Raw genomic sequence first — 23,931 nt, forward strand, 5'->3', positions numbered from 1 at the left:
TGCCCTTGGCATCGTTTAACTTCCCTATAGACACTAGAGCGATGACAATCAATGCATTTAGCTATGTGTGCTATCGAAAAGCCCTGTTCTAACAGTACGGAAATCTGGTATCGTCTTGCTTCGGTCAATTGTTGATAATTCATGGTGATACTCTTTTACTTTGGCGAGATAAAGCGTACCACTTTTCAGCAGTTGGCTTCTTCTACACCTCGATTAGAGTGTCGCAGTTATTATCTGAATTCTGGAATATTATGCTTCAAGCTGAGCTTGCACTAAGGCTTCGGGTGTCGCTATTTTTGCGGTTAAATTGCTCAAAGATGATTCCTTACTGAAATGAATTATCTCGAAATGCATTGCTGTGTAGGGAGGGAAAGAGCGCTTGTCGTCGCGCTACTATCATCGCACTACTATCATCGCCATGACTGCTTTCTTTCCCTCTAATATTTTCTCAGTTAAGTACACTATTCCAATATCTTAAGCTGTGTTTTTCCCCATTGGGTGGCATAGGGCATGGCTTCTTGCGGGCTGAGGATAAACTCATTTTCACAGCCATCGCCGCGGGGCGTTTCCCAGAATTTGATCCCCTTTGGCTCAAGGGTGAGCTGGTAATATCCCGAGCCGTCTGATGTGGGGCATTCTGCGTCCGGTGCTTTGCCAGCAAACAATTTGTCCCTTAATGCAGGAGGTAAAGGATGACTCATACCCTCGAGCATGCTTTGTGGTTGCGTATCGGCGAGAAACCATTGCCACGGGTGGAAAGGTTTGCCGTCGGTAAGGGAGAAACTCACAAATTCTTGGCTGATACCATTGGCGCCATAACCTGCGGCCCAGCGATATAGGCGCACACTAAGCCAATACTGATTAATAAAAATCGGTTCGGCAAAGGTTTCGTCAGTCACAAAACTGCCCATTTGTGCCAGCATTCTGCGGCGAGTGTCAAAGGTTTGTGCTAGTTGGGCTTCATCGGTGAGCTTATGTTCAAGCCATTGATTAATTGCCAAGATACCCGTTTGTGGGCCTTTAAATTCGATACCCACATCTGTGCCAAAAGTCAGCGGGCGATACTCAATATTTTCGTAGCTTTGCCATTTACCTCGGCTGAGTTTTGGCGTGGTTTCTAGCGGTAGATTGTACGCATCGGCACCACAATCCTCGACCTTATCTGGGCTGATTTCTCGCTCAAGTTGCACTGGTAACGATTTACTCGCGGTATCTTTAAACCAATGGCCGCTCAGTTTTTGTGGCGTGACACTATCAAACTGCCAATTTCCGGTATTGCCTTCTTCTTTCCACAGTTCATCTTGCTGCTCGAGTCTTATCGGCGTTAAGTAGCGTTGATAGTAATAACTACCTGTTCCATATTGATTAAAACAAACTCTGACTTTGCTTTTACCTAACTGTCCCTGCCAGATCCCTGTGAGTTCATTGGCCGCAAAGGTCGGCAAAGAGATCGTGGCGCTCAGCAATAGGCTTGAAGATAAAACGGAGAATAACATCCTTGTGGGCATACTGATTTTCTCTTAAAAGGTGATAAGTAAGGGCCGTATTCTAAGCGCAGGATACTGACTGATTGTGGATTAAAAATCAAAATCTGATAAAAAGTCGCCCGTAGGCGACTTGATGTTAAAGACTTAAGGCTTACTCAACTTGCCAATCAATGGCTTCTCCAGCACGAATAGGCACGACGTTAGTATCGCCAAGCGGGTAAGTGGCAGGGACATCCCATGACTTTTTGACCAGCGTGATGGTATCGGTATTACGTGGCAGATGGTAAAAGTCTGGTCCGTTAAAGCTTGCGAACGCTTCGAGTTTATCCAGCGCATTGACCGACTCAAATGCTTCGGCATAAAGCTCAATGGCGGCATGAGCCGTGTAGGAGCCCGCGCAGCCACAGGCCGCTTCTTTCTTATCCTTGGCGTGTGGCGCTGAATCTGTACCGAGGAAAAACTTCTTGCTGCCGCTTGCCGCTGCACCTAATAACGCCTGTTGGTGGGTGTTGCGTTTTAAAATCGGCAGGCAATAAAAATGCGGACGAATACCGCCTGCCAGCATGTGATTACGGTTATACAGCAAATGGTGGGCTGTGATAGTCGCGGCCACATTGTCTGAGGCTTGAGTGACAAAATCGACTGCATCTTTGGTGGTGATATGCTCAAGCACGATTTTAAGCGCTGGGAAATCGGCGACAATTTTACTGAGGATATTTTCAATAAAGACACGCTCGCGGTCGAAAATATCAATAGCTGAATCTGTGACTTCACCGTGGACTAAAAACAGCATACCGACTTCTTGCATGGCTTGGAGTACGGGATAGATGTTTTTAACATCGGTTACGCCGGAATCTGAGTTAGTCGTCGCGCCCGCTGGGTAGAGTTTAGCGGCAACAATTTTACCCGAAGCTTTAGCCTTGCGGATTTCATCTGGGCTGGTTTTGTCGGTTAAATACAACACCATCAAAGGTTCGAATTGTGAGCCCGCGGGCACCTGCGCTTTAATGCGATCGTAATAGGCCAGTGCGGTTTCAGTATCGATAGCGGGGGGCACTAAGTTTGGCATGACGATGGCGCGGCCCATATAGCGGCTGATATCGCGCACTGTATCTTTAAGCTGGGCGCCGTCTCTTAAATGAATATGCCAGTCGTCTGGGCGAGTGATTGTTATTGTAGTCATAGGGTTTGGTCTTTTGATCGTTTTTGCTGCGAGGGTGGCAGGATCTTATGTGGCAAGGATTTTACTGTAAAGGGAAACTCGGTAGTTTCGGCCAATAAATCTGTTAGGACATGTAATTGAAACGCTTAGCAGCATGGCTCGCGCTATATCGCTGTTTTTAGCATCGGACACTTTTGATTAATCTGCTGCGGACACTTTTCGATTTAAACCCCAGTGTCCGCGGACACTTCTATCAATAATTTTAATTTAAAGTTTTGAATAATAATGTGTTTAACTATTTGGCATAGGCTTTGCTATCTCTGTGGTATAGATTTCCAATAGTGTCCGTTGATTGCGTTCCGGCACTGATGATTCCAACAGGGAAGCGAGTAAAGCCATGATTAAAGATACTAGCGGCCAAGATACAGTACTTGTGCCATCTACCTCTAAACGTCTTAAGTTACCGCTGATCATTGGCGGTTGCGCCTTATTAGTCAGCGCCTTAGTTTGGGCGAGCTTGGGCACTGATAGCGTGAGCAAATCCTTAAGCCGCAGCGACATCACTACCGCAAAACTCTTCGTTGGAACGTTAACCCGCGATGTGGCGACCACAGGTAAAATCGTGGCGGCCAATGCGCCTATTTTGTATAGCACAGAGGAAGGTACTGTGACTCTGCTCAGCAATCCTGGCGATACTGTTAATAAGGGCGATGTGGTCGCCAAACTCGATAGTCCAAGACTCACTAATCAGCTAGCGCAAGCCAAGTCCGTATTAGCGGGCATGGAGAGTGCATTAGAGCGCGCTAAGTTGGATGCACGACGCGATCAATTACAAGCTTATCAAACCTTAGATATCGCAACGGTCGATCTTGAAGCGGCGGATAGGGAAAGCCGACGCGGAGAGGAGCTGATTCAAAGTCAGCTTATTGGCCAGATTGATTATGAAAAGGGCAAAGATGATTTACACAAAGCCAAGCTGAAGTTTAAGCATGCCGAGCAAGAAGTGGCGTTAACGAAAGATACGTTAACCTTTGAAATTAAAAACAAAGCCCTAGAAGTTGAGCGTCAAACTCTCGCGGTGCGTGAATTAGAACGTCAAGTCGATGCCTTGAATATTATTGCACCTGTTAACGGCATTATCGGTAACTGGATTACCGAGCAGAAAACCCGTCTTAGCGCTAACCAACCGATTTTAACTGTTGTGGATTTAAGCGCCTATGAGGCTGAGTTAGCCGTGCCTGAATCCTATGCGGATGATCTGGGTTTAGGCATGGAAGTCGAGTTGAGTTTTGGCAGTATTAAGTTAATGGGCAAGTTATCGTCAATTTCCCCAGAAGTGCGTAACCGTGAAGTGACCGCAAGAGTGCAATTTGACCAAAGCGACAGCCTAACACTGCGCCAGAATCAACGCATCTCGGCCCGAGTGTTATTAGAGCACAGACCTAATGTTCTTATGGTAAAACGCGGCGCCTTTATGACCAGCGGTGGGGGTAATGTGGCTTATCAAATCGAGGGCGATTTAGCCAGTCGTCGTGAGGTTAAGCTCGGCAGTACTAGCCTGAGCCAAGTCGAAGTGCTGGATGGCGGTAAAGCCGGAGACGAGTGGGTGATATCCAGTGTCGAGCCCTTTAACCACGCCGAACAGGTCAGGATTCATTGATGACCGATATTCGTAAATTACTAAATAACCAATCTGATGAATTTAACAGCGCAGTGATCAAGGTGAATGACGAAACCTGCTGCGACATGGACAAGAATAGGAGCCGAATATGCGTGATAAACAATTTGATTTCAGCATGTTGATGTCATCAAAAATGTTTGGCGTGTTGGCCTTACTGCTACTGGTGGTCGCGGTGGAGTTGAGTATCGGTGAAGCCAATAGCTGGTTTTTCCTTGGGCTGAATGTGCTGGAATGGACCAATCCATTGGAGGAGGTTCGCCAAGTGGGTGAGGTTTCGGTCGAAAGTGCCGACCTTATATTGGGCGTTTTTGTGTGGCTTTTAGAGTCTGTCGTTGAGCCATTTTTCGGCTGATGACGCTGCCATGCATCGAGTCGTTTAGATGCAGCGTAAAATTGATTTGATTATTTTAAGGAAATTAACATGTTATCAATGAAGAGTGTGAGCAAGGTTTTTAAAACGGATTTAGTGGAAACCCACGCCCTGCGCGATTTTAACCTCGAAGTGAATGAAGGCGAGTTTGTTGCGGTAACGGGTCCTTCTGGCTCAGGTAAAACGACTTTTTTAAATATCGCGGGTTTGCTCGAAGGTTTTACCCACGGTGACTATTTTCTCGATGGCATTAACGTGTCTAACCTGAGCGATAATAAGAGCGCTGCTATCCGTAACGAGAAAATCGGCTTTATCTTCCAAGGCTTTAACTTAATTCCTGACCTTAACTTGGCAGAGAATATTGAAGTGCCGCTGCGCTACCGTGGTTTTAATGCCAAGGAACGCCAACGCCGCGTACAGCAAGCATTAGAACAAGTGGGTTTAGCTTCACGACTCAAGCATTTTCCCACTCAGCTTTCGGGCGGACAGCAACAAAGGGTGGCGATTGCCAGAGCATTAGCCGGTGAACCTCGCTTCCTGCTCGCCGATGAACCGACTGGTAACCTCGACAGCTTAATGGCGCGCCAAGTGATGGAATTACTTGAAAATATCAACCAAGCGGGCACGACTATTATCATGGTGACCCATGACCCTGAACTCGCTCGCCGCGCCCAGCGCAATATTCAAATTGTCGACGGTCAAGTGTGTGATTTTACTATGTATCAGCCCCATGGCAGTGTACAAACTGTGGCGACCCCGCACCCATTAGACAAACTTGTCGCCAACGCTGACTAAGGATACGCATTATGTTTTTTTATTATGTTGATTTAGCCTGGCGCAGCATTAAGAAAACCCCTGCGCTCTCGCTGTTGATGGTGTTGGCGATTTCGATAGGTATTGGCATCACAATCACCACGTTAAACGTCTACAAGATGATGTCGTTTAATCCTGCGGGTGAACGCTCAGATGAGTTAAATGCGGTACAGCTTTGGAGCCAAGGTCCCGATTCTTGGGATGAGCTTAACTCGTTAGTGACTTATCAAGATGCGATGAATTTGCGCAACAATACCTTACCTAAACGCCAAGCGGCGATGTTTCGCACTGGGATGGCGCTGCAAACTGAGGATGTCAATTTCGCGCCTATTTTAGAAAGTATTCGGGTGACAGATAGCGACTTTTTTAAGCTGTTTGACGTGCCATTTTTGTACGGCAATGTGTGGGATAAATCCGTTGACACTGAACCTGCTTATCAAGTGGTGATTAACGATAAACTCAATCAAAAGCTGTTTGCGGGCCAAAACAGTGTCGGCAAGGTTATCTATCTTAATCGTAAACCTTATCAAATAGTGGGGGTGATTAAAGCCTGGGACCCTAAGCCTAAATATTATGATCCTACTAACGGTGCTTTTAACGACACTGAACAAATTTTTGTGCCGTTTTCACTGACACCTATCGAAGAGTTTGATGTATGGGGGAACACCTCGGGTTGGAAGTTTGAGACGATGAATAGTTACAGCGATCGCCTTAACTCTGAAAAAGTGTGGCTGCTGTATTGGGTTGAGTTACCCAATAAAGATGCAGTAACCAGTTACCGTTCTTGGCTCAGTAATTATGTCGCAGAGCAAAAAGCATTGGGCCGCTTTACCGATAAAAAATCTGCCGCTGACTCAGTCAAAGTCTCCGATGTCGCGACTTGGCTTGAATACAATAATGTGGTGCCTGAAGACAATAAAATCTTGGTTGGCTTGAGCGTACTATTTTTAAGTGTTTGTTTAGTCAATATATTAGGTTTAATGCTCACTAAGTTCCTCAAGCGAGCGCCTGAAGTTGGGGTACGCCGCGCAATCGGTGCTAGCCGAGCCCAAATCTTCGCTCAATATATGGTGGAAGTAGGCATGATAGGTTTATTAGGCGGCTTACTGGGACTCGCTTGGGCTTACGCGTCACTTTACGGCTTATCGGCACAGTTTGAGGTCTCGAAGGGGTTAACCCATTTATCGGCGAGTATGTGGATTATCACTCCTAGTATTGCGGTAGGCACAGCCTTGTTGGCTGGCTTGTATCCCGCGTGGGTCGTGTGCCGGACTAAACCTAGCGTTTATCTGAAAAGCCAGTAAGGGACTTATTATGTTACATATTAAACCTATTCTCAGCAGTTTGTTGCGCAGTAAAAGCGGTCCTGTCTTACTGCTTATTCAGATTATTTTGTCTGTGGCAATTGTGGCGAACGCGAGCTTTATTATTCAGGAGCGTTTAGCCCTGATGCAGCGCGTTTCGGGAGTCGAAGAGTCTGAAGTCTTGACCTTTAGCTTGTTCAACTTCGATCCATTGATCGATAAAACCGCGCAAAACAAAATTGATCAGCAAATTTTACGTGGGCTACCCAATGTGATTGATGCGACCTCAACCAATATGTTGCCATTAAGCGGTGGCGGCTGATCGAGCACCTTCAATCTGGGGCCCGATCCGGATAGCGCTAAATCGACACCGCAATTTGCCATGTACTTAGGGACAGATCACACCCTTGAGACCTTAGGCCTTAAGCTGATTGAAGGGCGTAACTTTTACCCCCATGAACTTAAGGACAATCTCGATAGCCCGAGCCGATTAGCGATCATCTCCAGCGCGTTAGCGAAAGCGATTTGGCCTGATGAATCACCACTTGGCAAAGTGTTGTACGAGGGCAAAGATGCACAGATCACTGTGATAGGGGTTGTCGATAAACTGCAAGGCGCGTGGATTGACAGTTCTAGCCTTGAAAACAGTGTGATTCAAAATGTGGATTATGGCAGCAGTTCTTACATGGTTCGGGCCAAACCTGAGCACCACACCGAGCTTAAAGATGCGATAAAAAAAGCGTTGCTGGCCGAGAATCCTAACCGAGTTCTCGATGGCTTTAAGTCAATCGAGGCCTTAAAAGATAGCTCATACCGTGATCATAAATTGATGATTACCGTGTTGATCATGATGGTAGTGTTGCTGCTGCTGATCACCTCGCTCGGTTTAACGGGTATGGTGATGTTTAATATCCAGCGCCGCACTAAGCAGATAGGTACCCGCCGTGCACTGGGTGCGAAAAAGCGCGACATTGTCAGTTACTTCCTCGTAGAAAATTATTTGATTTGCTTAGCGGGAGGCGTGCTGGGCGGCTTGTTAGCGATACAGTTAGGCCAACAGTTAATGAAAATCTATAGCTTGCCTATGTTGGATTTAAGCTACCCACTATTTACTGTGGCAGGTTTGTTTATTGTCACCACGCTGGCGGTTTACTTACCGGCGCGTAAGGCGGCAAATATTTCGCCAGCAACGGCAACCCGCAGCGTATAGCGAAATATTTGATGTCACTCAAGGTACGATAAAAGCCTGATAAAGTGCGATAACAATAGGATGTTATTGCACTTTTTGTTACTTTACGGTTAATAGTTTTATATAGGACAACACTCATACTTATGGATACTATCCTCATCGTCGACGACAATCACGCCATCTGCCAAGCCCTAGGTTTGATGCTAGAGCTTAATGATTATCGGGTGCTGACTTGCCATAGTCCGGAGGACGCCCTTGGGTTATTGGCGACGCAAGATGTGGATTTAGTGATCCAAGATATGAACTTTACCCGAGATACCACCTCGGGCGAGGAAGGCAAGCAACTGTTTTACGCCCTGCGCGAACGCCAAGGCGATCTGCCGATTATTTTGATGACGGCGTGGACGCAACTCGAAACCGCCGTTGAATTAGTCAAAGCGGGCGCGGCCGATTACATGGGTAAACCTTGGGATGACGCTAAGGTACTCAATAGCATCACCAATTTGATTGCGCTTTATAAACTCTCCCGTGCTAACCATCGTCTCGAGCGGGTGAATCATCAACGCCAAGTGGCGATCGCCGATGCGGACCTCTGCGGGATTGTCTTTGGCAGCGGCGCGATGCAGCGTTGTATTGATTTAGCATTGCAACTGGCACGCTCCGATGTGTCGGTCCTCATCACTGGCCCTAATGGCGCGGGTAAAGACAAGCTTGCCGATATTCTCCATGCTAATTCTCCCTTAAAAAACAAACCTTTTATTAAGGTTAATGTCGGCGCCTTGCCGATGGATTTATTAGAGGCAGAGCTGTTTGGTGCCGAGGCGGGGGCTTTTACGGGGGCGACTAAAGCGCGTATTGGTCGCTTTGAAGCGGCCGACGGCGGCACACTGTTTTTAGATGAAATCGGTAACTTGCCCTTATCTGGCCAAGTAAAACTGCTGCGCGTGCTGCAAACCGGTGAATTTGAACGCTTAGGTAGCCATAAAACCCAAAAAGTGAAAGTGCGGGTGATCAGTGCGACCAATGCGGATTTGGCCCAAGATATTGCCGAAGGGCGTTTTCGTGAGGATTTGTTTTACCGCTTAAATGTGATTGAACTGGCGTTGCCACCGCTGAATCAACGCACCGATGACATTTTACCTTTAGTGCAGCATTTTATTGGCAGCGATTTTAGCTTGAGTAAACCTGCGTTGCAGGCGTTATTACAGCACCGCTGGCCGGGAAATGTGCGCGAGCTTGAAAACGCCTGTAAGCGAGCGGTATTGTTGGCGCAAAGCCATGTGCTGACTGAGGCTGACTTTGGTTTGGCACCTGTTGCGAGTGTCATCAAATCTGCTTCCAGTGTTTCGGCTGTATCTGAGTCGCGGCTATCTGGCTTGAGACTGTCTGATCCTCTGCCTGTTTATTCGCCCGCTTCCATCCCCGTAAATACCGCATTTTATCATGAGTCTGTTCGTGCCCAAGTGTCAGATGCCAATGAGGCGATAGACGTGAGCCGAGAAGATATCGAAGCGGCGCTAAAACAGCATCATGGCGTAATTGCTCGGGTGGCAAAAGCGCTTGGACTCAGTCGCCAAGCGCTGTATCGGCGGATGGACAAGTTTGGTTTAGATAAGTCATAGGCTAAGTGTAGATGCTAGGGTAAAGGCTATCGATTAAGGAATCAGAGTGTTAATTCGAACTAAACTTATCATTTATTCAATGGCTTGCTGCGCCTTTGGCGTCTTGCTGAGTTTTGCTTTGGTGAAGTATATCTCACCCTATGCTTCGTCTGTTGCCACGTCTAACACGATTGAAATCCCTGATGTGAATGTGCAACTCGATTTTGCGGAGCTTGAGAAAACGGTCGCTTCCATCGAACTCGCCCTTAACAATAGTGAGCAATTGCAGGAGGCTGCGGCGATGCAAGCGCACCAGAGGGCCGAGCAGATTAAGGCCGAGCTGCAAAAGCTTGAACAACTTAAACAAGAGCAGTTACAAATAAAACTCTTCAAGTTAGAACAACTTAAAGAAGGGCTGTTTAATTCTATTCCTCATGTGGTTGAGCCTTTACGTGTAGAACCGCTATCTATTTTACCGCCCAAAGCACCTGTATCTCCTGCGATATCCGCTGAGATAGCTAAGGGAGATCGTGTCTCGAGTTTGACCTTAGGTGAAGGTTTGATCGTGTTGTTTCTCGCTTGTGCTGTCTGTGGTTTAGGTATTGCTTGGTTGACTCGACATCTCGGCCGCAGTTTAGATTCCCTTGAAGTCGGCTTGCTAAATTTTAGTGATAATGACTTTAGTGTGAGTATTCCTGAACATGGCGAAGGTCAGCTCAAAACCTTAGCGCAGTTATTTAACCATAGCGCTGCTAAATTACGCCAAGAAAGGCAGTACATTTACCAGCGGGAGTTATTACTGGATAAGGTGATTCAAAGTTCTCCCAATGTGATGTTGTTACTGGATGATCATCAGCGGCTCATTTACGCCAATGATGCGGCGCGTCACCTATTCCATAAAAAGGGCAGAATGGAAGGCTTGAGCCTAGATGAATTGCTGGTGGATTTGCCCGAAGTATTGGCCTTAGCGCTTAAACATGAAAAGAACGGACTCTTCGCCATGGGTGAAGATGATGTGGAAACTTGGTATTTAAGTCGTGGTCATTTTTTATTGAATAACCAACAGCATAACTTGATTTTGCTCAAGCAGATGACCCGCGAGATCAATCGTCAAGAGGTGGCAGTGTGGAAGAAAGTGATCCGCATTATTAGCCATGAACTCAATAACTCAGTGGCGCCCATCGCCTCTATGGTGAACTCGGGGCGGTTACTGACTAAAGATCTGGATAATCCAAAACTTAAGCTGATTTTCGATACTATCGAGAATCGCACCAGTCATCTAAGCCAGTTTATCTTTAACTATGCCCGTTTTGCTAAGTTGCCGCTCCCGCAACGGCGTCAGGTGAATTGGACGCAATTTACTGCCCAGTTGACTCAGCATTATCCCTTTAAGCTCACTCATGAGTTACCTGAGGTTGATGGTTTTTTCGATCAAGGACAGATGGAGCAAGTGCTCCTCAATTTACTTAAAAACGCCCATGAATCTGGCTCAAACCCCGAGGATGTCACTCTATCGATTCGGTATCAAACCTTAGTGGATGGTGCAGGTTTTAGCATTGTGATTGAGGATCGCGGCACTGGTATGTCTGGTGAAGTATTAGAGCAGGCGCTACTGCCGTTTTACTCAACAAAACAATCGGGTACAGGCTTAGGTTTACCTTTATGCCGTGAAATTATCGAAGCCCACGATGGCAGTATTAGCATGCATAATCGCAGTGACGGTGGCCTGTTGGTTCGACTATGGTTGCCACAATAATGCTCGCGTTTTGAATCAACACCGTAATGCGACTCTTAAGTCGCATTTTTATTGCTTATCTTATCCGCTTGTTTAAAGCATAACTTCTATCCTCAACTGCCTCTTGGCGTATTAGCCAAATGGACTATTTTTGCCTTTTTACCTTAGCTCTTCGGGCTAATTTGCCCCCCAGCGTAATGACGAGAGATCTTTAACCCTGTTAACCTGTTTTATCGAAAATTTGCGTTAATACTCACCTTGTTCTAACAGAGGTTAGCGCGGTTTTTAAGGTTCGATTAAAAAGGTTAAGGAGGGATAAGTGAAACAGTTAAAACAGCGTCTGCTTACTTACGTTTTATGTCCATTCCTGCTGCTGGCTTCCCCTATCACTATTGCCGATAACGACATTGAAATTAGTGGCTTAGTAATAGATAGAACCTTGACTCGGTTTGGTAAGGACTTTGGCTTTTACTACTCAAGCTATTGGCGCGAACTGCCCTTTACTCAAGGCTTTAACGTCACTCTATATGAGACAGTGTTTCCACAGGCTGGAACCGTTTTAACCTTAGAGGTAAACGGGACTCGGATTTACACTACTCATTTTGGTCGTCGTGCAAATCCGATTAAAGAGAGCGCAGAGCAGGCGATTTTGCTTACGATTGATTATTTAGCGCAAGTCAGAGCCAATGCAATAACAGGTGATTTTTCAGGAACATCGGACGACTTTTAGGATAATAATAATGACATACAGGACGTTACTTGCTCTTGTCACGCTATGTGTGGCAAGCAGTGGCCAAGCCACTGAATTGATTTATACGCCAGTGAATCCCAGCTTTGGCGGCAATCCACAAAATGGGGCTTTCTTATTAAATAAAGCTCAAGCCCAGAATGACAATAAATCTACCTCGACCGAGAAGGACTTTGTCACCCGTTTTAAAGAATCCCTAGAGCGTAATATCATTAACTCAATCACCCGCGGTGTTGCTGATGGTGAAATTACCGATGGTGTTTACGATACAGGTGATTTTCGGATTGAAGTGGCTTCTACGGGAAATGGCGTGATGCTAACTATTACTAATACTGAAACCGGTGAAGTCACTGTGATTGAAATGCCGACATTCGGAGGAGTCAACTAATGGCCCGTCTAGTGTTAGTGGGTTTATTACTGTTAAGTGTGTCGGCTTGTAGCCTGATCTCCAAACCCGATTTAAATATCACGGCTGCCGAGGTTAACCCCTTGAGTGAGGTGATGCGTGGGTTGCAAACTCAACCAGGACCTAAGTTTCCTATCCCTGTGGCCGTGTATTCCTTTCGCGATCAAACTGGCCAATATAAGCCGCAGGCTAACGTGAGTTCGTTTTCGACCGCGGTAACTCAGGGCGCAACATCGATGTTGATGCAGACTTTGCTCGACTCTAAATGGTTTACACCCGTTGAGCGTGAAGGGCTACAAAATTTGCTTACCGAGCGTAAGATCAGCAACAAACAGAGCGGTACTAAGGGCGATGAAGTGCCCGTATTATCCACCGCCAGATTGTTACTCGAAGGTGGGGTGATTAGTTATGAGACCAACACTAGCACAGGCGGTAGCGGGGTCGAATACTATGGTATTGGCGCCTCTGAAATGTACCGTGAAGATCTGGTGACCATTTATCTACGCGCCGTGGATGTACACACAGGTAAAGTCATGATGTCGGTCTCAACCAGCAAACGTGTTTTATCCCAAGAAATGCGTGCGGGCTTGTTCCGTTACACGAGTTTAAATCGACTCGCTGAGGCTGAAGTCGGTTTTACTACCAATGAGCCAGTGCAATTTTGCGTGTTACAAGCCATTGAATTGGCGGTCGCTGAGCTGATTGATAAGGGTATCAAACAAGGTTACTGGAGCCCAACTCAAGTGGCGCAGCCAGCAGAAAAAGCCCAGGAGTTGAGTCAGGGCTAGGTGCTTGAAAGTCGGTATTAGATGCTAGAGCAAAGCAGACTTCTGCTTTAGCACTTAGTCGCGATAGCGAAAAAGAAAACCGAGCCAGTTAAGCTGACTCGGTTTTTTATTGCAGTTATTGCAGCAGTCAGTTGATATTTGGCTATTTTAGTCCGCTTGCATGGCCTTCCAAAACAGTTCAAAACTGGCATCGCGGTATGTTCTATCTGTCCCCAAGTGCGGGTTATCGATAAAGAATCGGGTTGCAGCTAGATATTGGCCGTGGCAGTTTTCTAGCATCAATTCGACTGGATAATGGGCGATTAGCCCCATCATTTGTCCCTGCTTAATGAGTTCGCTAATAAAGCCTAAGATGCTATTCATCGCTTGATCGCGCACCTTAGCTGCAATCATGGGCGACATTGAATATTGCTGAAAAAACAGTTGCTTGACAGGGTTATCTAGCGACCAATCTATCGCACTTTGCCATAGTTGTAGGGCATTGTGCTTAAGATCGCTGCCCTTATGGGTGTTTAACAGTAAGGCATCGGCAAATTCTTGTTTTATGGTAAGAAACAAAGATTCCATCAAGGCTTCCTTAGAAGGGAAGTGATGGAACAAGGTGCCCGTTGCTACACCTGCTTGTTTCGCAATCGAGGCGGTAGACGTGCCATGAAATCCTTGGCTGACAAAGAGCGCTAAAGCAGTATCGAGAATAGCTTGGCGTTTATCAGTCATGGTTTTAATGGGTTGTGCTGTTGATGGTTTATTCAAGATTTATCCCCCAATGACTAGCGCAAAAATAGCTTCATTAAGATGCGCTGGATAAAAGTGCCGTAGGGCGGGTGAACAAATTTGCCTGTGTTGAATCGGCCACGGCTGAGTACCGTTTTAGCGTGGCTGAAGGTCAAAAAGCCTTCCTTGCCATGGTAATGCCCCATGCCCGACGGGCCTATTCCGCCAAAGGGCGCATCGTCGGCGGCGACATGAAACACGGTTTCATTGATACAAACACCGCCAGAATGGGTCTGCTGGAGGATCTTTTGCTGAGTTGGCTCATCGAAACTCATCACATATAGCGCTAAGGGTCTGGCTCTGTGGTTGATGTACTGAATCGCTTCATCTAAGGAGTCGTAGCCAATGATCGGCAGTAATGGACCAAAGATTTCCTCTTGCATCAATAGCATGTATTCACTGGTGTGAGTTATCAACTGAGTTGCGAGTTTACGATGTTGGCTATCTATGGCTTCGTCAGTTGCTGAAATAACACGGGCACCTTTTGCTTTGGCGTCTTCGAGCACTGTCATCAAGCGGTCAAACTGACGTGTATTAATGATGCTGCCATAGTCCTTATTGTGGTTAATGGTGCCGTACATGGCCTTAAACTTAGCTTGGTAGGCGGCGATAAAGTCATCCACCTTGGTTTTAGGGCAAAGCACATAATCAGGGGCTACGCAGATTTGTCCGGCATTCAAACACTTACCGTAAATCATTCGTTCTACTGCTATCTCAAGCTGCATATCGGGGGCGATAATCACAGGCGATTTACCACCCAATTCGAGTGTTACTGGGGTGAGGTTATTCGCTGCGGCGCGCATCACATGGCGGCCGACTGTGGTCGAGCCTGTAAAGAGTAAATGATCGAAGGGCAGGGCAGAAAATTGGGCAGCAATATCCGCCTCACCTTCAACAACCGCCACGTGGGATTCATCGAAGACTTGTGCCAATAACTGTTTGAGCACTTGGTTGGTCGCTGGGGTAAATTCAGACATTTTGAGCATGGCATGATTACCCGCGGCAATGGCAGTCACTAGCGGGCCAATTGACAGCATGACGGGGAAATTCCACGGCACGATAATACCGATCACCCCCAAAGGTTGATAATGCACTGTGATTTTGGCGGGTGCGAGTAAGATGCCCGCATGGCGAGCGCTGGGCTTGAGCCATTTTTTGAGGTTTTTCAAGCTGTAATTGATGTTGTTGATGACAGGCATAATGTCTGAGATCAGGCTGTCATCAATCGATCTATGGCCGTAGTCTTGGCTTAAGGCTTCGACTAAGGGTGTTTGAAATTGCAGTATGGCCGCCTTCAGTCGAGTTAATTGCTCCACTCGCGTAGCGTAATTAGGATTCGGCGCCGCTAAATAACTGCTGCGTTGGCGTTGGAGCAACTGAGTCAGTGGCGAAGTATTAAGGTGTTCGGTGGCCATATTCATAGTGGTTGCTCCAAGGGAAATGGTAGGCTGAGTCTTATTCGGTACTTTATTTAAGTAATCGTCTCGATTGAGTCTTTTATTAAATCAATACCGACTGATTAGTCGGTTTATCCTAGCTTGCTTAGTGAGATGGCGCAAGGTATCTGGTGTATTTTTGAGCAAGATCACGGCTTGTTGTGGCGTTAGCTTTTACACTAAATCAAGGGTTGTTACATAAGGAGTATGTATGGCATTGTTAAAGCACGGAATTTCGATTGGTATTGAGCGTTATGGTGATGATGATTTTTTCGTTACCTTTAAAGCTATCGGTACCTTAACTCATCAAGACTACGAAATGATGGTGCCTGTGTTGGAGTCTGCATTAGCTGGGGTGAAAGATCCTGATATCTTCGCCTTGGTAGATGTCACCGAGTTGGAAGGCTTGGAACTACAGGCCGCTTGGGACGATCTCAAACTTGGGGTGAAGCATATTCGTCATTTCGAGAAAATAGCCATCGTCGGTAAGACGACTTTGCAGGAAGTGTTGGCTAAATTGGCAAACTGGTTTACGCCTGCTGAGGTAAGGTTTTTTGTTGATAATGGCGATGCTGTTGCTTGGCTGAGAGACTAAGGTTGTGAGATGAAGTTTGTGGTCTGCCAATGCGCTAAATCGGGCGTTATAGCAGCACCGTAAAGATTCACCCAACAATCCATTCGCGCCATAGAAGGAGTACAAATTATGCGTACAGGTCAAATACTCTGGCCCACAGATTTTTCGGAAACTGCGGCCCATGCACTGAGCTATGCCATTGAAATGGCTAATCTATACCATGTAGGGCTAAAAATTTTACATGTGGTTGAACAGCCGATCGGTGATGAAAACTTTATGATTCTATCTATTACCCCTGAAGAACTTGCTAAAAGCATGGAGGAAGCGGCGGCAACTAAAATGCGAGCACTATTGGATGGATTGAATACTGAGCTTCCCATCACTACCTTGATCCGCCGTGGCGATCCTGTCTATCAAATTTTAGAAGAGGCCAACAGTAAAGACATTGGCATGGTAGTAATTGCTAGCCATGGCCGAACTGGGATTTCGCATTTTTTACACACCAATGTCTCAGAAGCGGTGGCGAATGGTGCAGCTTGTCCTGTGCTTGTGGTTAAGTAACTGGCTTTGACTCTATAAATCCAAAGGGCGCTTATAGCGTCCTTTCTTTTTGATTGATAAAGAATAATTAATTGAAATGGGTACGCAAGAAGCATAGCAAACTGCTATAAAATAGTGGTATTTTGGCCTTAATAATTAGCTTAATTAAAAACTCAAATGATGGATAAGCTTATGCGTACTCAAGAAGTGTTATGCCCTACGGATTTTTCATCCACTGCGGCCCATGCGTTAAAATATGCGGTTGAAATGGCAAATGTTTATCAAGTCGATATTCGGTTGTTGCATGTGACTAGCCCTGCCCGTGGCGCCCATTGTTATGGTATTGCGGTCGATATTCCCGCTACATTGGAAAATGAACTCAAAGCTTTCGTTGATGCAAAAATGCAAAGTTTGCAGCAGGAAATGCAGCAGAACCTTACCGAAGGGCTCAATATTAAGTTAGTCGTGCGCCATGGTGATGCTATTGATGAGATTTTAGCGGAAGCCGTTGATGTGGGCATGGTGGTTATCGCTAGTCATGGGAGCAGCGGTTTAGCTGACTTTTTAAAACCCCACGTTACACAGGATATTGTTAAGTACGCTAAGTGCCCTGTGTTGGTGGTGAAATAACACTATGGGATAAGTTTAGTAGGAATCATTTTTGATCATTTTAGGTTCTGTTAACTTAGTCGACGCCTCGGCTTCATTGTCAAATGACATCAGGCGTCGATACTTTTCCTGCAGAGCCACTAAGCTACCATCTTGGGTAATTTGTTTGAGTCCCGCATTAAAATCATCCCGAATTTGTTCACTGAGAAACGCGAACTTGTATTCTGTAGGTGGGAATATTTGGTGGCAAATCGCCTGTTGTTTTAAGTCTTTCTCAGTGAGTTTGCCCTCAAGATAGGCCTGCTTTAAGTAGTATTTGAAAATATTTTTATCCATCACAACGACATCGGCTCTGCGCTTCATCAGCATATAAACCTGCTGCACTTGCCTCGCTTGTTCTTGGTAGCCGCTATTGGTCTTAACCATGTTGGCAAACTCTTCCCCCAGTAACGATGATGCACGTTGAAAGGCGACGACTTGTTTGTTGTTTAAGTCTTCTATGCTATTGATGTTAAATTGATTACTCTCGAGGCTAATGGCGCAGTTTTGGTAGGTTATCGCAACGTTGGAATAAAAAATGTTGTTAATCATTCCTTCTTTGATGTTGATGATGCCATCGAGTTTACCCTCCCTGAGTTCATGGAAAGTGCGCGCCAGTGGTAAGTAGTGGATAGAAGCAGTATGGCCTTTAACGGCGAGGGCTTGGTTAAGTAATTCGAGTTCGATCCCGCTATTGGTTGCTTGGATGACATAGGGCGGGATAGACAGGCTGACGCCTATCTTAATTTCAGCCGCTTGGCCGAGCTGAGCGCCGCATAGGATGAGTAACCCCATCAATTTATAGCGGTTACGACGAGCCACTGAGCTATTTGGCTTATTTAGTTTATGCGCCATAAGTTACCAACACCTCCGCGGTATACACTTGCAACTGTGTTTGATACTCGCCAAGTCATTCCATGACTTTCTTGAGTAAGTGTAGTGTGTCTGTGAACTCAGCACGGCTTTATTTATCAAATACACATTAACGCTTTAACCTATTACAGGCTCAAAAGGATGAGCCCGGTTAAGTCAGAAAAGCAATTTCTTCCGCCGTAGACTCCCTGCCTAAGATAATATTTCTATGTGGATAGCGGCCAAACCTGTCGATAATCGCTTTATGGCGCAGTTCAAACGTTAGGTTTGTTATCGCAGCTTCGCGATTAAACAGTTTTACTGCTACTTGGTGAATGGTTGCCGATTCGCTGTGCATATAGGGCATAAATAGAAAAGGGACTTGTTTGGATTTTAGTGCGGTATCGACCCGTTGGGCAACGGCTTCTTGGGCGAGCACTAAGGCTATCGCATCGGCTTCGAATGCGGCAGGCGTATCGCGGTAAATATTACGGGAAAATTGATCGAGCACTATTATCTCAGCCAATCGACCTTGAGGCGTGATTCGCCAATGTGAAAGTTCTCCCCGTTTAGCTTGAAGTAGTACACCTTCGAAGCGCTGTTTTATCTGGGTATCAAATTCAACATCTTTAATCCACCAGAGCTTTGGGTCAATGTCTTCAAACCAAAATGTCAGTATTTGGTCTGCTGTGATTGTCTGGCTCATTTTAGCCTTTCTTCATAGGTGTTGAGTGATATTAGAAATAACAGTTGTTGGGGGAGGATGACAAGTCGTTTCGTTTGATTTAAGTGCAGATTTGTTATCTGATGATCTTGTCGCGAACCGTAAGTATTTAGCATTGGCTATTGCCTTATTGACTGAATATAAAGTAGTTTTGATGATAATTACTTTTGTTTCCAGACAGGTCATCCTATGTCACTTTCAATGCCAGCATCCCAACAGGTTTCAAAGCAAAATAAAGCGTTTCTGCGTAAGTTATATTTGGCGCATTTAATGGATGATGACCGCCATAATCTTTTATCACTCAATAAGTTAACCGGAATGCCTCGCCGAACTTTACAGGATGCTATCGCAGCTTTTGAGGATATAGGTATTCGAGTCGAGTTTGTGCAGGAAGGCAGCCGTAACAATTCAGGTTATTACCGCATAGTCACCTGGGGGCCGATCAGCAGCGCTTGGGTCGATACCCATCTAAGCGAAATCGCTGAGCTGATAGGGTTTTACGAGAAGTCAATTTAAACGCTGTTTGTTACCAAGGACGAATTTGAGAACTCTTCAACTGTTAGGTTTTATTCTTGCCATCGCAGGCGTCATTTTGGGATATATAACGCTAGCATCTATTGACGGTCAAACATCTGAAGCTTCTGCTGGGGCTGCGGGTTTAGGCATGATTTTTATGGTATTACCAGCCTTTGGCTGTTCTGCGTTAATGTTGGTACCTTCTTCTTTAACATTATGCAAATCAGAAGTAAGGCTACGTACATATTTTAAAGGGAGTTTTTGGTTGAGTCTGTGGAAATTGAATTTAGTTATTTCTGCTGTATATATTCTTGTTACTCTTTATGTAGGCTGTTTATGGCTACAAATCAGCATTGGTCGCTAACGAGTGAATCATCTTGTTCATAATGTGTTCATTTTTTAGGCTTAACCTTCAACGCGAGTCTCACCCGAGGATATTGCATTCGTTTGCATAGATATTTGAGCATTTTCTCTTCGTTACTCCTTTGCCAATTTTCTGGCCTGACCAGCCTAAACTCCCTATAATCGGCTGCAAATGTCATCACGTTACATAGTGTTTACATCTAAATACCCTACATACTTAAAATAAAAAGGAACCTTGTTCCATGTTAGAAAAACTGTTCAAACTGAAACAAAATCAAACGAGCATCAAGCAGGAAGCGGTCGCAGGTTTGACAACATTTATGACTATGGCCTACATCATTTTTGTGAACCCAATGATGTTAGCCGATGCGGGCATGGACCATGGTGCTGTATTTGTGGCGACCTGTTTGGCTGCGGCTGTCGGCTGTTTGGTTATGGGTCTGATGGCGAATTATCCCATTGCGCTTGCTCCAGGTATGGGACTTAATGCCTTTTTTACCTACACAGTCGTGGGTGAAATGGGTTACAGCTGGGAGACTGCGTTAGGCGCAGTGTTCCTGTCGGGAATTTGCTTTTTAATCTTGTCCTTAGTGCGTATTCGAGAATGGATTGTAAATAGTATTCCCATGTCGTTACGTATCGGTATTGCTGCAGGTATTGGTTTGTTCCTTGCACTGATTGGCCTTAAGAGCGCCGGTATTGTGGTGGCAAGTCCTGCTACGCTAGTGACACTTGGCGATATCACGGCATTTCCGGCGGTTATGGCTGTGCTGGGCTTTTTCCTCATTATTGCTATGGTGCAGCGGGGAATGAAGTCGGCGGTGATTGCCAGTATTCTGATTATCACTGGCCTAGGATTAGTGTTTGGTGATGTGCAGTATCAGGGCATTGTATCAATGCCACCTTCAATCGCACCTACATTTATGAAGATGGATTTATCCCAAGTATTTGAAGTAACTATGCTATCAGTCGTTTTTGCCTTCTTATTTGTGGATCTCTTCGATACCTCTGGCACCTTAGTGGCGGTTGCACAGCGCGGTGGTTTTCTCGATGATAAAGGCCGTTTACCACGTCTGAATCGTGCCTTGACCGCTGACAGTTTAGCAACGATTGCGGGGGCGGCTTTTGGCACTTCCACCACGACAAGTTATATCGAAAGCACCGCGGGTGTGAGCGCAGGTGGTCGTACTGGTTTAACGGCCGTTGTGGTGGGATTACTCTTCATTGCTGCGTTATTTTTATCGCCATTGGCGGGGATGATCCCGGCTTATGCGACTGCGGGCACACTGTTTTATGTAGCGATTTTGATGATGTCGGGGCTGGTGCATGTCGAATGGGAAGATTTGACTGAAGCCGCGCCTGTGGTGGTTGTGTGTATTTTAATGCCGCTGACGTTTTCTATCGCGACGGGCATTGCCTTTGGGATCATCTCATATGCAGCAATCAAATTACTCACAGGTCGCTTTAGCGATCTTAATGTGGGCATTTTAGTATTAGCCGCATTGTTTGTAGCTAAGTTTGTCTATGGTTGATGCTGTCGATTAATTCACCTGCACAGTAAAAACTCGCAGCGTAGATTGTTTACATTTTTTGAGGGCCATCTAATCGATGGCCCTTTTTAATGCGCGATTCTAAGCAAAAACGAAAATTTATCTCGAGTTAATAACTCCTTGCTACCAATTACTCAGCGGATTAGGTATAAGGATTGTTCGGTTATTTTGTTACAAATGAATAATGAACTTAAGTGAGATTGCGTATCGCCGCGTGGTAGTGAAGTTAGGGACGAGTGTGCTGACCTCTGGCAGTAAACAGCTAGATAAAGCCCACATGGTTGAGCTTGCTCGTCAAATGGCCGCACTGATGAAGTCAGGGGTCGAAGTCGTATTATGCACCTCAGGGGCAATTGCCGCTGGGCGCGAACATCTCCAATACCCGACGCTGCCCGACACTATGGCCAATAAGCAATTGTTAGCCGCTGTCGGGCAAAGTCAGTTGATCCTCGCTTGGGCACAACTCTTTAGTATTTATGGGCTGCATGTGGGCCAATTGCTGCTGACCCGTGCCGATCTGCAGGATAGAGAACGCTACCTTAATGCTCGTGACACGCTCAATGCCTTGTTAGCGAATAATATTGTGCCGATCATCAATGAAAACGATGCCGTTGCCACCAATGAGATCAAAGTGGGCGATAACGACAATTTATCGGCGCGCGCAGCACTCTTATGCGATGCTGACTTATTGATTTTACTGACGGATCAAAAGGGCTTATTCGATGCGGATCCACGCACTAACCCGAACGCTAAGTTGATTTCACAGGTGGTGAAGATTGATGACAGCCTGCGTATGCTGGCGGGCGGTTCTGTATCGGGTTTAGGCACAGGTGGTATGTCGACTAAATTGGAAGCGGCGGATATTGCTCGCCGTGCTGGCATCGAAGTGGTTATCGCCTCAGGCCATCACCCAGATGTGATCAAAAAAGTGGTCGCCAAAGAGTCCGTCGGTACTCACTTTAGTGCCATCGAAAATCCGCTCGAAAGCCGCAAACAGTGGATTCTAGCGGGACCTGCAACTCAAGGTTCTTTAGTGCTTGATGCGGGCGCGGTCAAAGCCGTGACTGACAAGGGCCGCAGTCTATTGTCTAAAGGTATCGTAGGCGTTAAAGGTCAGTTTGAACGTGGTGCGACGCTACAATTAGTTGATCAACAAGGTAAAGTGATTGCTAAAGGGATGACACGATACTGTGGCCAAGCCCTGAGTTTGATTGCGGGTAAGCATTCCGACGAGATCGAGTCTGTACTCGGTTACGATTATGGTGACGCAATAGTGCACCGCAACGACATGGTTGTCTTATAAGCGAGGTCTGTTTTGAGTCAAATGAATCAAGATCAGTATTTACAGCAACTTGGCCAAAATGCCAAACAGGCCAGTTATGCTTTAGCCAATTTAACGGCGAGCCAAAAGGCTGACTTACTCGAAGCTATTGCCGATGCGCTGACGGCAAACTCCGCCGCCATTTTAGCGGCTAATGCTAAAGACGTTGCCGCCGCTAAGAACGATGGATTAACTGAGGCGATGATCGACAGACTGTTGCTCGATGATGCGCGTTTAGCGGGCATTATCGGTGATATCAGCGATGTGATCCGCCTTGCCGATCCCGTGGGCGAAGAGTTTGGCAGCAAGTTATTAGATAACGGTTTAAGGCTGACTCGTCGCCGCGTACCGCTGGGCGTGATTGGGGTTATCTACGAGGCGCGCCCGAATGTGACTGTCGATATCGCGGTACTTGCCCTTAAAACGGGTAATGCGGTGATCCTCCGTGGCGGAAAAGAAACCCTTGAATCGAATAAGCTTATCAGCGAAGTGATCCGCGGCGCGATTGTCGCCCAAGGTTTGCCCATAGATGTGGTGCAATTTATTGATTCTTCAGACAGAGCCCTAGTGACAGGTTTACTTAAGCTCGATCAATATGTCGACATGATAGTGCCGCGCGGCGGTCAAGCATTGCAGCGCTTATGTGCCGAGCAAGCGACGATTCCAGTGATTTTAGGCGGCATTGGTATTTGCCACTTGTATGTCGATAAAAATGCCGACCTTGAGCGTGCCTTAGGCGTAATCGCTAATGCCAAAGTGCAGCGTCCAACTGTGTGCAATGCCCTTGATACCTTGCTGGTGGATGAGCGCGTGGCGAGCAGCTTTGTACCGCAAATTGCCGAGTATCTGCATCGTTTAGGCGTGCGTTTTTCAGTTTGTGACACAAGTTTTAGTCTACTGGATGGTTTAGGGTTCGATGTGACGCTTGCTAAGGCTGAGGATTTTGGTATTGAATGGCTGTCATTAACCTTAGGTATCAAAGTCGTGGGCGATATCGATGCCGCTGTTAGCCATATTCGCCAGTATTCTAGCGGCCATTCGGAAGCCATTTTGACCGATGATATTCATGCAGCGGCGCACTTTATGAATGAAGTGAACTCAGCCGCCGTGTATGTGAATGCCAGTACTCGTTTTACCGATGGCGGTCAGTTTGGTCTTGGCGCTGAAGTGGCTGTGAGCACGCAAAAACTGCACGCCCGCGGTCCAATGGGGCTTGAGGCATTAACCACATATAAGTGGTTAGCTTGGGGTGATTACACCAGTCGTGTTTAGCGGTAAATACTGATAAACCCAAAGCCGTTAACGCATTGCGTTGACGGCTTTTTTGTTTGCGGTATCCAACTGAATAG

Annotated in this window: 24 protein-coding genes and 1 pseudogene; 18 read left to right on the plus strand and 7 right to left on the minus strand. The window is 46.3% G+C overall.

Going from position 1 to position 23,931, the window contains the following annotated elements:
• The 3 genes from L5M10_RS19235 to pyrC all read right to left on the minus strand — a co-directional run.
• A partial coding sequence (locus L5M10_RS19235; RefSeq protein WP_263255759.1) for a helix-turn-helix domain-containing protein occupies positions 1 to 143 on the minus strand: 143 nt, incomplete at its 3' end.
• A gap of 318 nt (positions 144 to 461) precedes the next feature.
• Positions 462 to 1,508, minus strand: a complete 1,047-nt coding sequence (locus L5M10_RS19240) for a hypothetical protein (protein WP_263148799.1) — start codon at positions 1,506 to 1,508, stop codon at positions 462 to 464.
• A 130-nt stretch (positions 1,509 to 1,638) separates the two neighbouring features.
• The gene (pyrC, locus tag L5M10_RS19245; RefSeq protein ID WP_219251151.1) at positions 1,639 to 2,670 is read right to left on the minus strand and encodes a dihydroorotase; all 1,032 of its coding nucleotides are present in this window, start codon (positions 2,668 to 2,670) and stop codon (positions 1,639 to 1,641) included.
• 376 nt (positions 2,671 to 3,046) lie between these two features.
• Here pyrC and L5M10_RS19250 point away from each other — a divergent pair, with 376 nt between their 5' ends.
• The 10 genes and pseudogenes from L5M10_RS19250 to L5M10_RS19295 all read left to right on the plus strand — a co-directional run bounded on the left by L5M10_RS19250 (position 3,047) and on the right by L5M10_RS19295 (position 13,284).
• Complete coding sequence (locus L5M10_RS19250; RefSeq protein WP_263255758.1) at positions 3,047 to 4,309, plus strand: efflux RND transporter periplasmic adaptor subunit; 1,263 nt, start codon at positions 3,047 to 3,049, stop codon at positions 4,307 to 4,309.
• A 109-nt stretch (positions 4,310 to 4,418) separates the two neighbouring features.
• Entirely contained in the window at positions 4,419 to 4,682 is a 264-nt protein-coding gene (locus tag L5M10_RS19255) for a hypothetical protein (protein WP_259560136.1), read from the plus strand.
• 69 nt (positions 4,683 to 4,751) lie between these two features.
• On the plus strand, positions 4,752 to 5,495 hold the full coding sequence (locus L5M10_RS19260) for an ABC transporter ATP-binding protein (protein ID WP_259213469.1): 744 nt from the start codon (positions 4,752 to 4,754) through the stop codon (positions 5,493 to 5,495).
• 11 nt (positions 5,496 to 5,506) lie between these two features.
• Positions 5,507 to 6,817: an ABC transporter permease gene (locus L5M10_RS19265; RefSeq protein WP_263148804.1), complete on the plus strand. Its 1,311-nt coding sequence runs from the start codon at positions 5,507 to 5,509 to the stop codon at positions 6,815 to 6,817.
• A gap of 10 nt (positions 6,818 to 6,827) precedes the next feature.
• Positions 6,828 to 8,027 (plus strand): annotated as a pseudogene (locus tag L5M10_RS19270) (ABC transporter permease).
• Between the two features lie 122 nt (positions 8,028 to 8,149).
• Positions 8,150 to 9,628 carry a sigma-54-dependent transcriptional regulator gene (locus L5M10_RS19275; RefSeq protein WP_263148806.1) on the plus strand — a complete coding sequence of 493 codons (1,479 nt, stop codon included), beginning with the start codon at positions 8,150 to 8,152 and terminating at the stop codon, positions 9,626 to 9,628.
• Between the two features lie 46 nt (positions 9,629 to 9,674).
• Positions 9,675 to 11,363 carry a sensor histidine kinase gene (locus L5M10_RS19280; protein WP_263148808.1) on the plus strand — a complete coding sequence of 563 codons (1,689 nt, stop codon included), beginning with the start codon at positions 9,675 to 9,677 and terminating at the stop codon, positions 11,361 to 11,363.
• 298 nt (positions 11,364 to 11,661) lie between these two features.
• Positions 11,662 to 12,072: a curli production assembly/transport protein CsgE gene (locus L5M10_RS19285; protein ID WP_131523186.1), complete on the plus strand. Its 411-nt coding sequence runs from the start codon at positions 11,662 to 11,664 to the stop codon at positions 12,070 to 12,072.
• A gap of 10 nt (positions 12,073 to 12,082) precedes the next feature.
• Positions 12,083 to 12,478: a curli assembly protein CsgF gene (locus tag L5M10_RS19290; RefSeq protein WP_106649655.1), complete on the plus strand. Its 396-nt coding sequence runs from the start codon at positions 12,083 to 12,085 to the stop codon at positions 12,476 to 12,478.
• Positions 12,478 to 13,284 carry a CsgG/HfaB family protein gene (locus L5M10_RS19295; protein WP_131523188.1) on the plus strand — a complete coding sequence of 269 codons (807 nt, stop codon included), beginning with the start codon at positions 12,478 to 12,480 and terminating at the stop codon, positions 13,282 to 13,284. Before L5M10_RS19290 ends, L5M10_RS19295 begins: the two co-directional genes overlap by 1 nt.
• Positions 13,285 to 13,431: 147 nt before the next feature.
• Here the strand turns inward: L5M10_RS19295 and L5M10_RS19300 are convergent, their stop codons facing one another.
• Both L5M10_RS19300 and L5M10_RS19305 read right to left on the minus strand, forming a co-directional pair.
• Positions 13,432 to 14,037 (minus strand): TetR/AcrR family transcriptional regulator, encoded by a 606-nt coding sequence (locus L5M10_RS19300; RefSeq protein WP_263148809.1) that lies wholly within the window; start codon positions 14,035 to 14,037, stop codon positions 13,432 to 13,434.
• Positions 14,038 to 14,054: 17 nt separating this feature from the next.
• Positions 14,055 to 15,479: a coniferyl aldehyde dehydrogenase gene (locus L5M10_RS19305; RefSeq protein WP_263148810.1), complete on the minus strand. Its 1,425-nt coding sequence runs from the start codon at positions 15,477 to 15,479 to the stop codon at positions 14,055 to 14,057.
• A gap of 226 nt (positions 15,480 to 15,705) precedes the next feature.
• Here L5M10_RS19305 and L5M10_RS19310 point away from each other — a divergent pair, with 226 nt between their 5' ends.
• From L5M10_RS19310 to L5M10_RS19320, 3 genes are all read left to right on the plus strand, one after another.
• Complete coding sequence (locus L5M10_RS19310; RefSeq protein WP_028761699.1) at positions 15,706 to 16,089, plus strand: STAS/SEC14 domain-containing protein; 384 nt, start codon at positions 15,706 to 15,708, stop codon at positions 16,087 to 16,089.
• Between the two features lie 108 nt (positions 16,090 to 16,197).
• Positions 16,198 to 16,629, plus strand: a complete 432-nt coding sequence (locus tag L5M10_RS19315; RefSeq protein ID WP_028761700.1) for a universal stress protein — start codon at positions 16,198 to 16,200, stop codon at positions 16,627 to 16,629.
• Positions 16,630 to 16,800: 171 nt separating this feature from the next.
• The gene (locus tag L5M10_RS19320; RefSeq protein WP_028761701.1) at positions 16,801 to 17,238 is read left to right on the plus strand and encodes a universal stress protein; all 438 of its coding nucleotides are present in this window, start codon (positions 16,801 to 16,803) and stop codon (positions 17,236 to 17,238) included.
• 15 nt (positions 17,239 to 17,253) lie between these two features.
• Here L5M10_RS19320 and L5M10_RS19325 read toward each other — a convergent pair whose 3' ends face one another.
• Together L5M10_RS19325 and L5M10_RS19330 are read right to left on the minus strand one after the other, a co-directional pair.
• A complete protein-coding gene (locus L5M10_RS19325; RefSeq protein ID WP_263148811.1) occupies positions 17,254 to 18,111 on the minus strand; it encodes a substrate-binding periplasmic protein in 858 nt (285 codons plus the stop codon).
• A gap of 169 nt (positions 18,112 to 18,280) precedes the next feature.
• Positions 18,281 to 18,814: a DUF924 family protein gene (locus L5M10_RS19330; RefSeq protein ID WP_263148813.1), complete on the minus strand. Its 534-nt coding sequence runs from the start codon at positions 18,812 to 18,814 to the stop codon at positions 18,281 to 18,283.
• Positions 18,815 to 19,021: 207 nt separating this feature from the next.
• Between L5M10_RS19330 and L5M10_RS19335 the strand changes: the two genes are divergently transcribed.
• The 5 genes from L5M10_RS19335 to L5M10_RS19355 all read left to right on the plus strand — a co-directional run bounded on the left by L5M10_RS19335 (position 19,022) and on the right by L5M10_RS19355 (position 23,854).
• Positions 19,022 to 19,348, plus strand: a complete 327-nt coding sequence (locus L5M10_RS19335; RefSeq protein ID WP_028761704.1) for a winged helix-turn-helix domain-containing protein — start codon at positions 19,022 to 19,024, stop codon at positions 19,346 to 19,348.
• 25 nt (positions 19,349 to 19,373) lie between these two features.
• Positions 19,374 to 19,712: a hypothetical protein gene (locus L5M10_RS19340; RefSeq protein ID WP_028761705.1), complete on the plus strand. Its 339-nt coding sequence runs from the start codon at positions 19,374 to 19,376 to the stop codon at positions 19,710 to 19,712.
• 241 nt (positions 19,713 to 19,953) lie between these two features.
• Entirely contained in the window at positions 19,954 to 21,243 is a 1,290-nt protein-coding gene (locus tag L5M10_RS19345; RefSeq protein WP_263148814.1) for an NCS2 family permease, read from the plus strand.
• A 202-nt stretch (positions 21,244 to 21,445) separates the two neighbouring features.
• Positions 21,446 to 22,564 carry a glutamate 5-kinase gene (gene proB, locus L5M10_RS19350; RefSeq protein ID WP_105251651.1) on the plus strand — a complete coding sequence of 373 codons (1,119 nt, stop codon included), beginning with the start codon at positions 21,446 to 21,448 and terminating at the stop codon, positions 22,562 to 22,564.
• Positions 22,565 to 22,576: 12 nt separating this feature from the next.
• Positions 22,577 to 23,854 carry a glutamate-5-semialdehyde dehydrogenase gene (locus tag L5M10_RS19355; protein ID WP_263148815.1) on the plus strand — a complete coding sequence of 426 codons (1,278 nt, stop codon included), beginning with the start codon at positions 22,577 to 22,579 and terminating at the stop codon, positions 23,852 to 23,854.
• Positions 23,855 to 23,931: the final 77 nt, after the last annotated feature.

It is taken from the genome of Shewanella sp. SM32 (assembly GCF_025654235.1).
Taxonomy (GTDB): Bacteria; Pseudomonadota; Gammaproteobacteria; order Enterobacterales; family Shewanellaceae; genus Shewanella; species Shewanella oncorhynchi.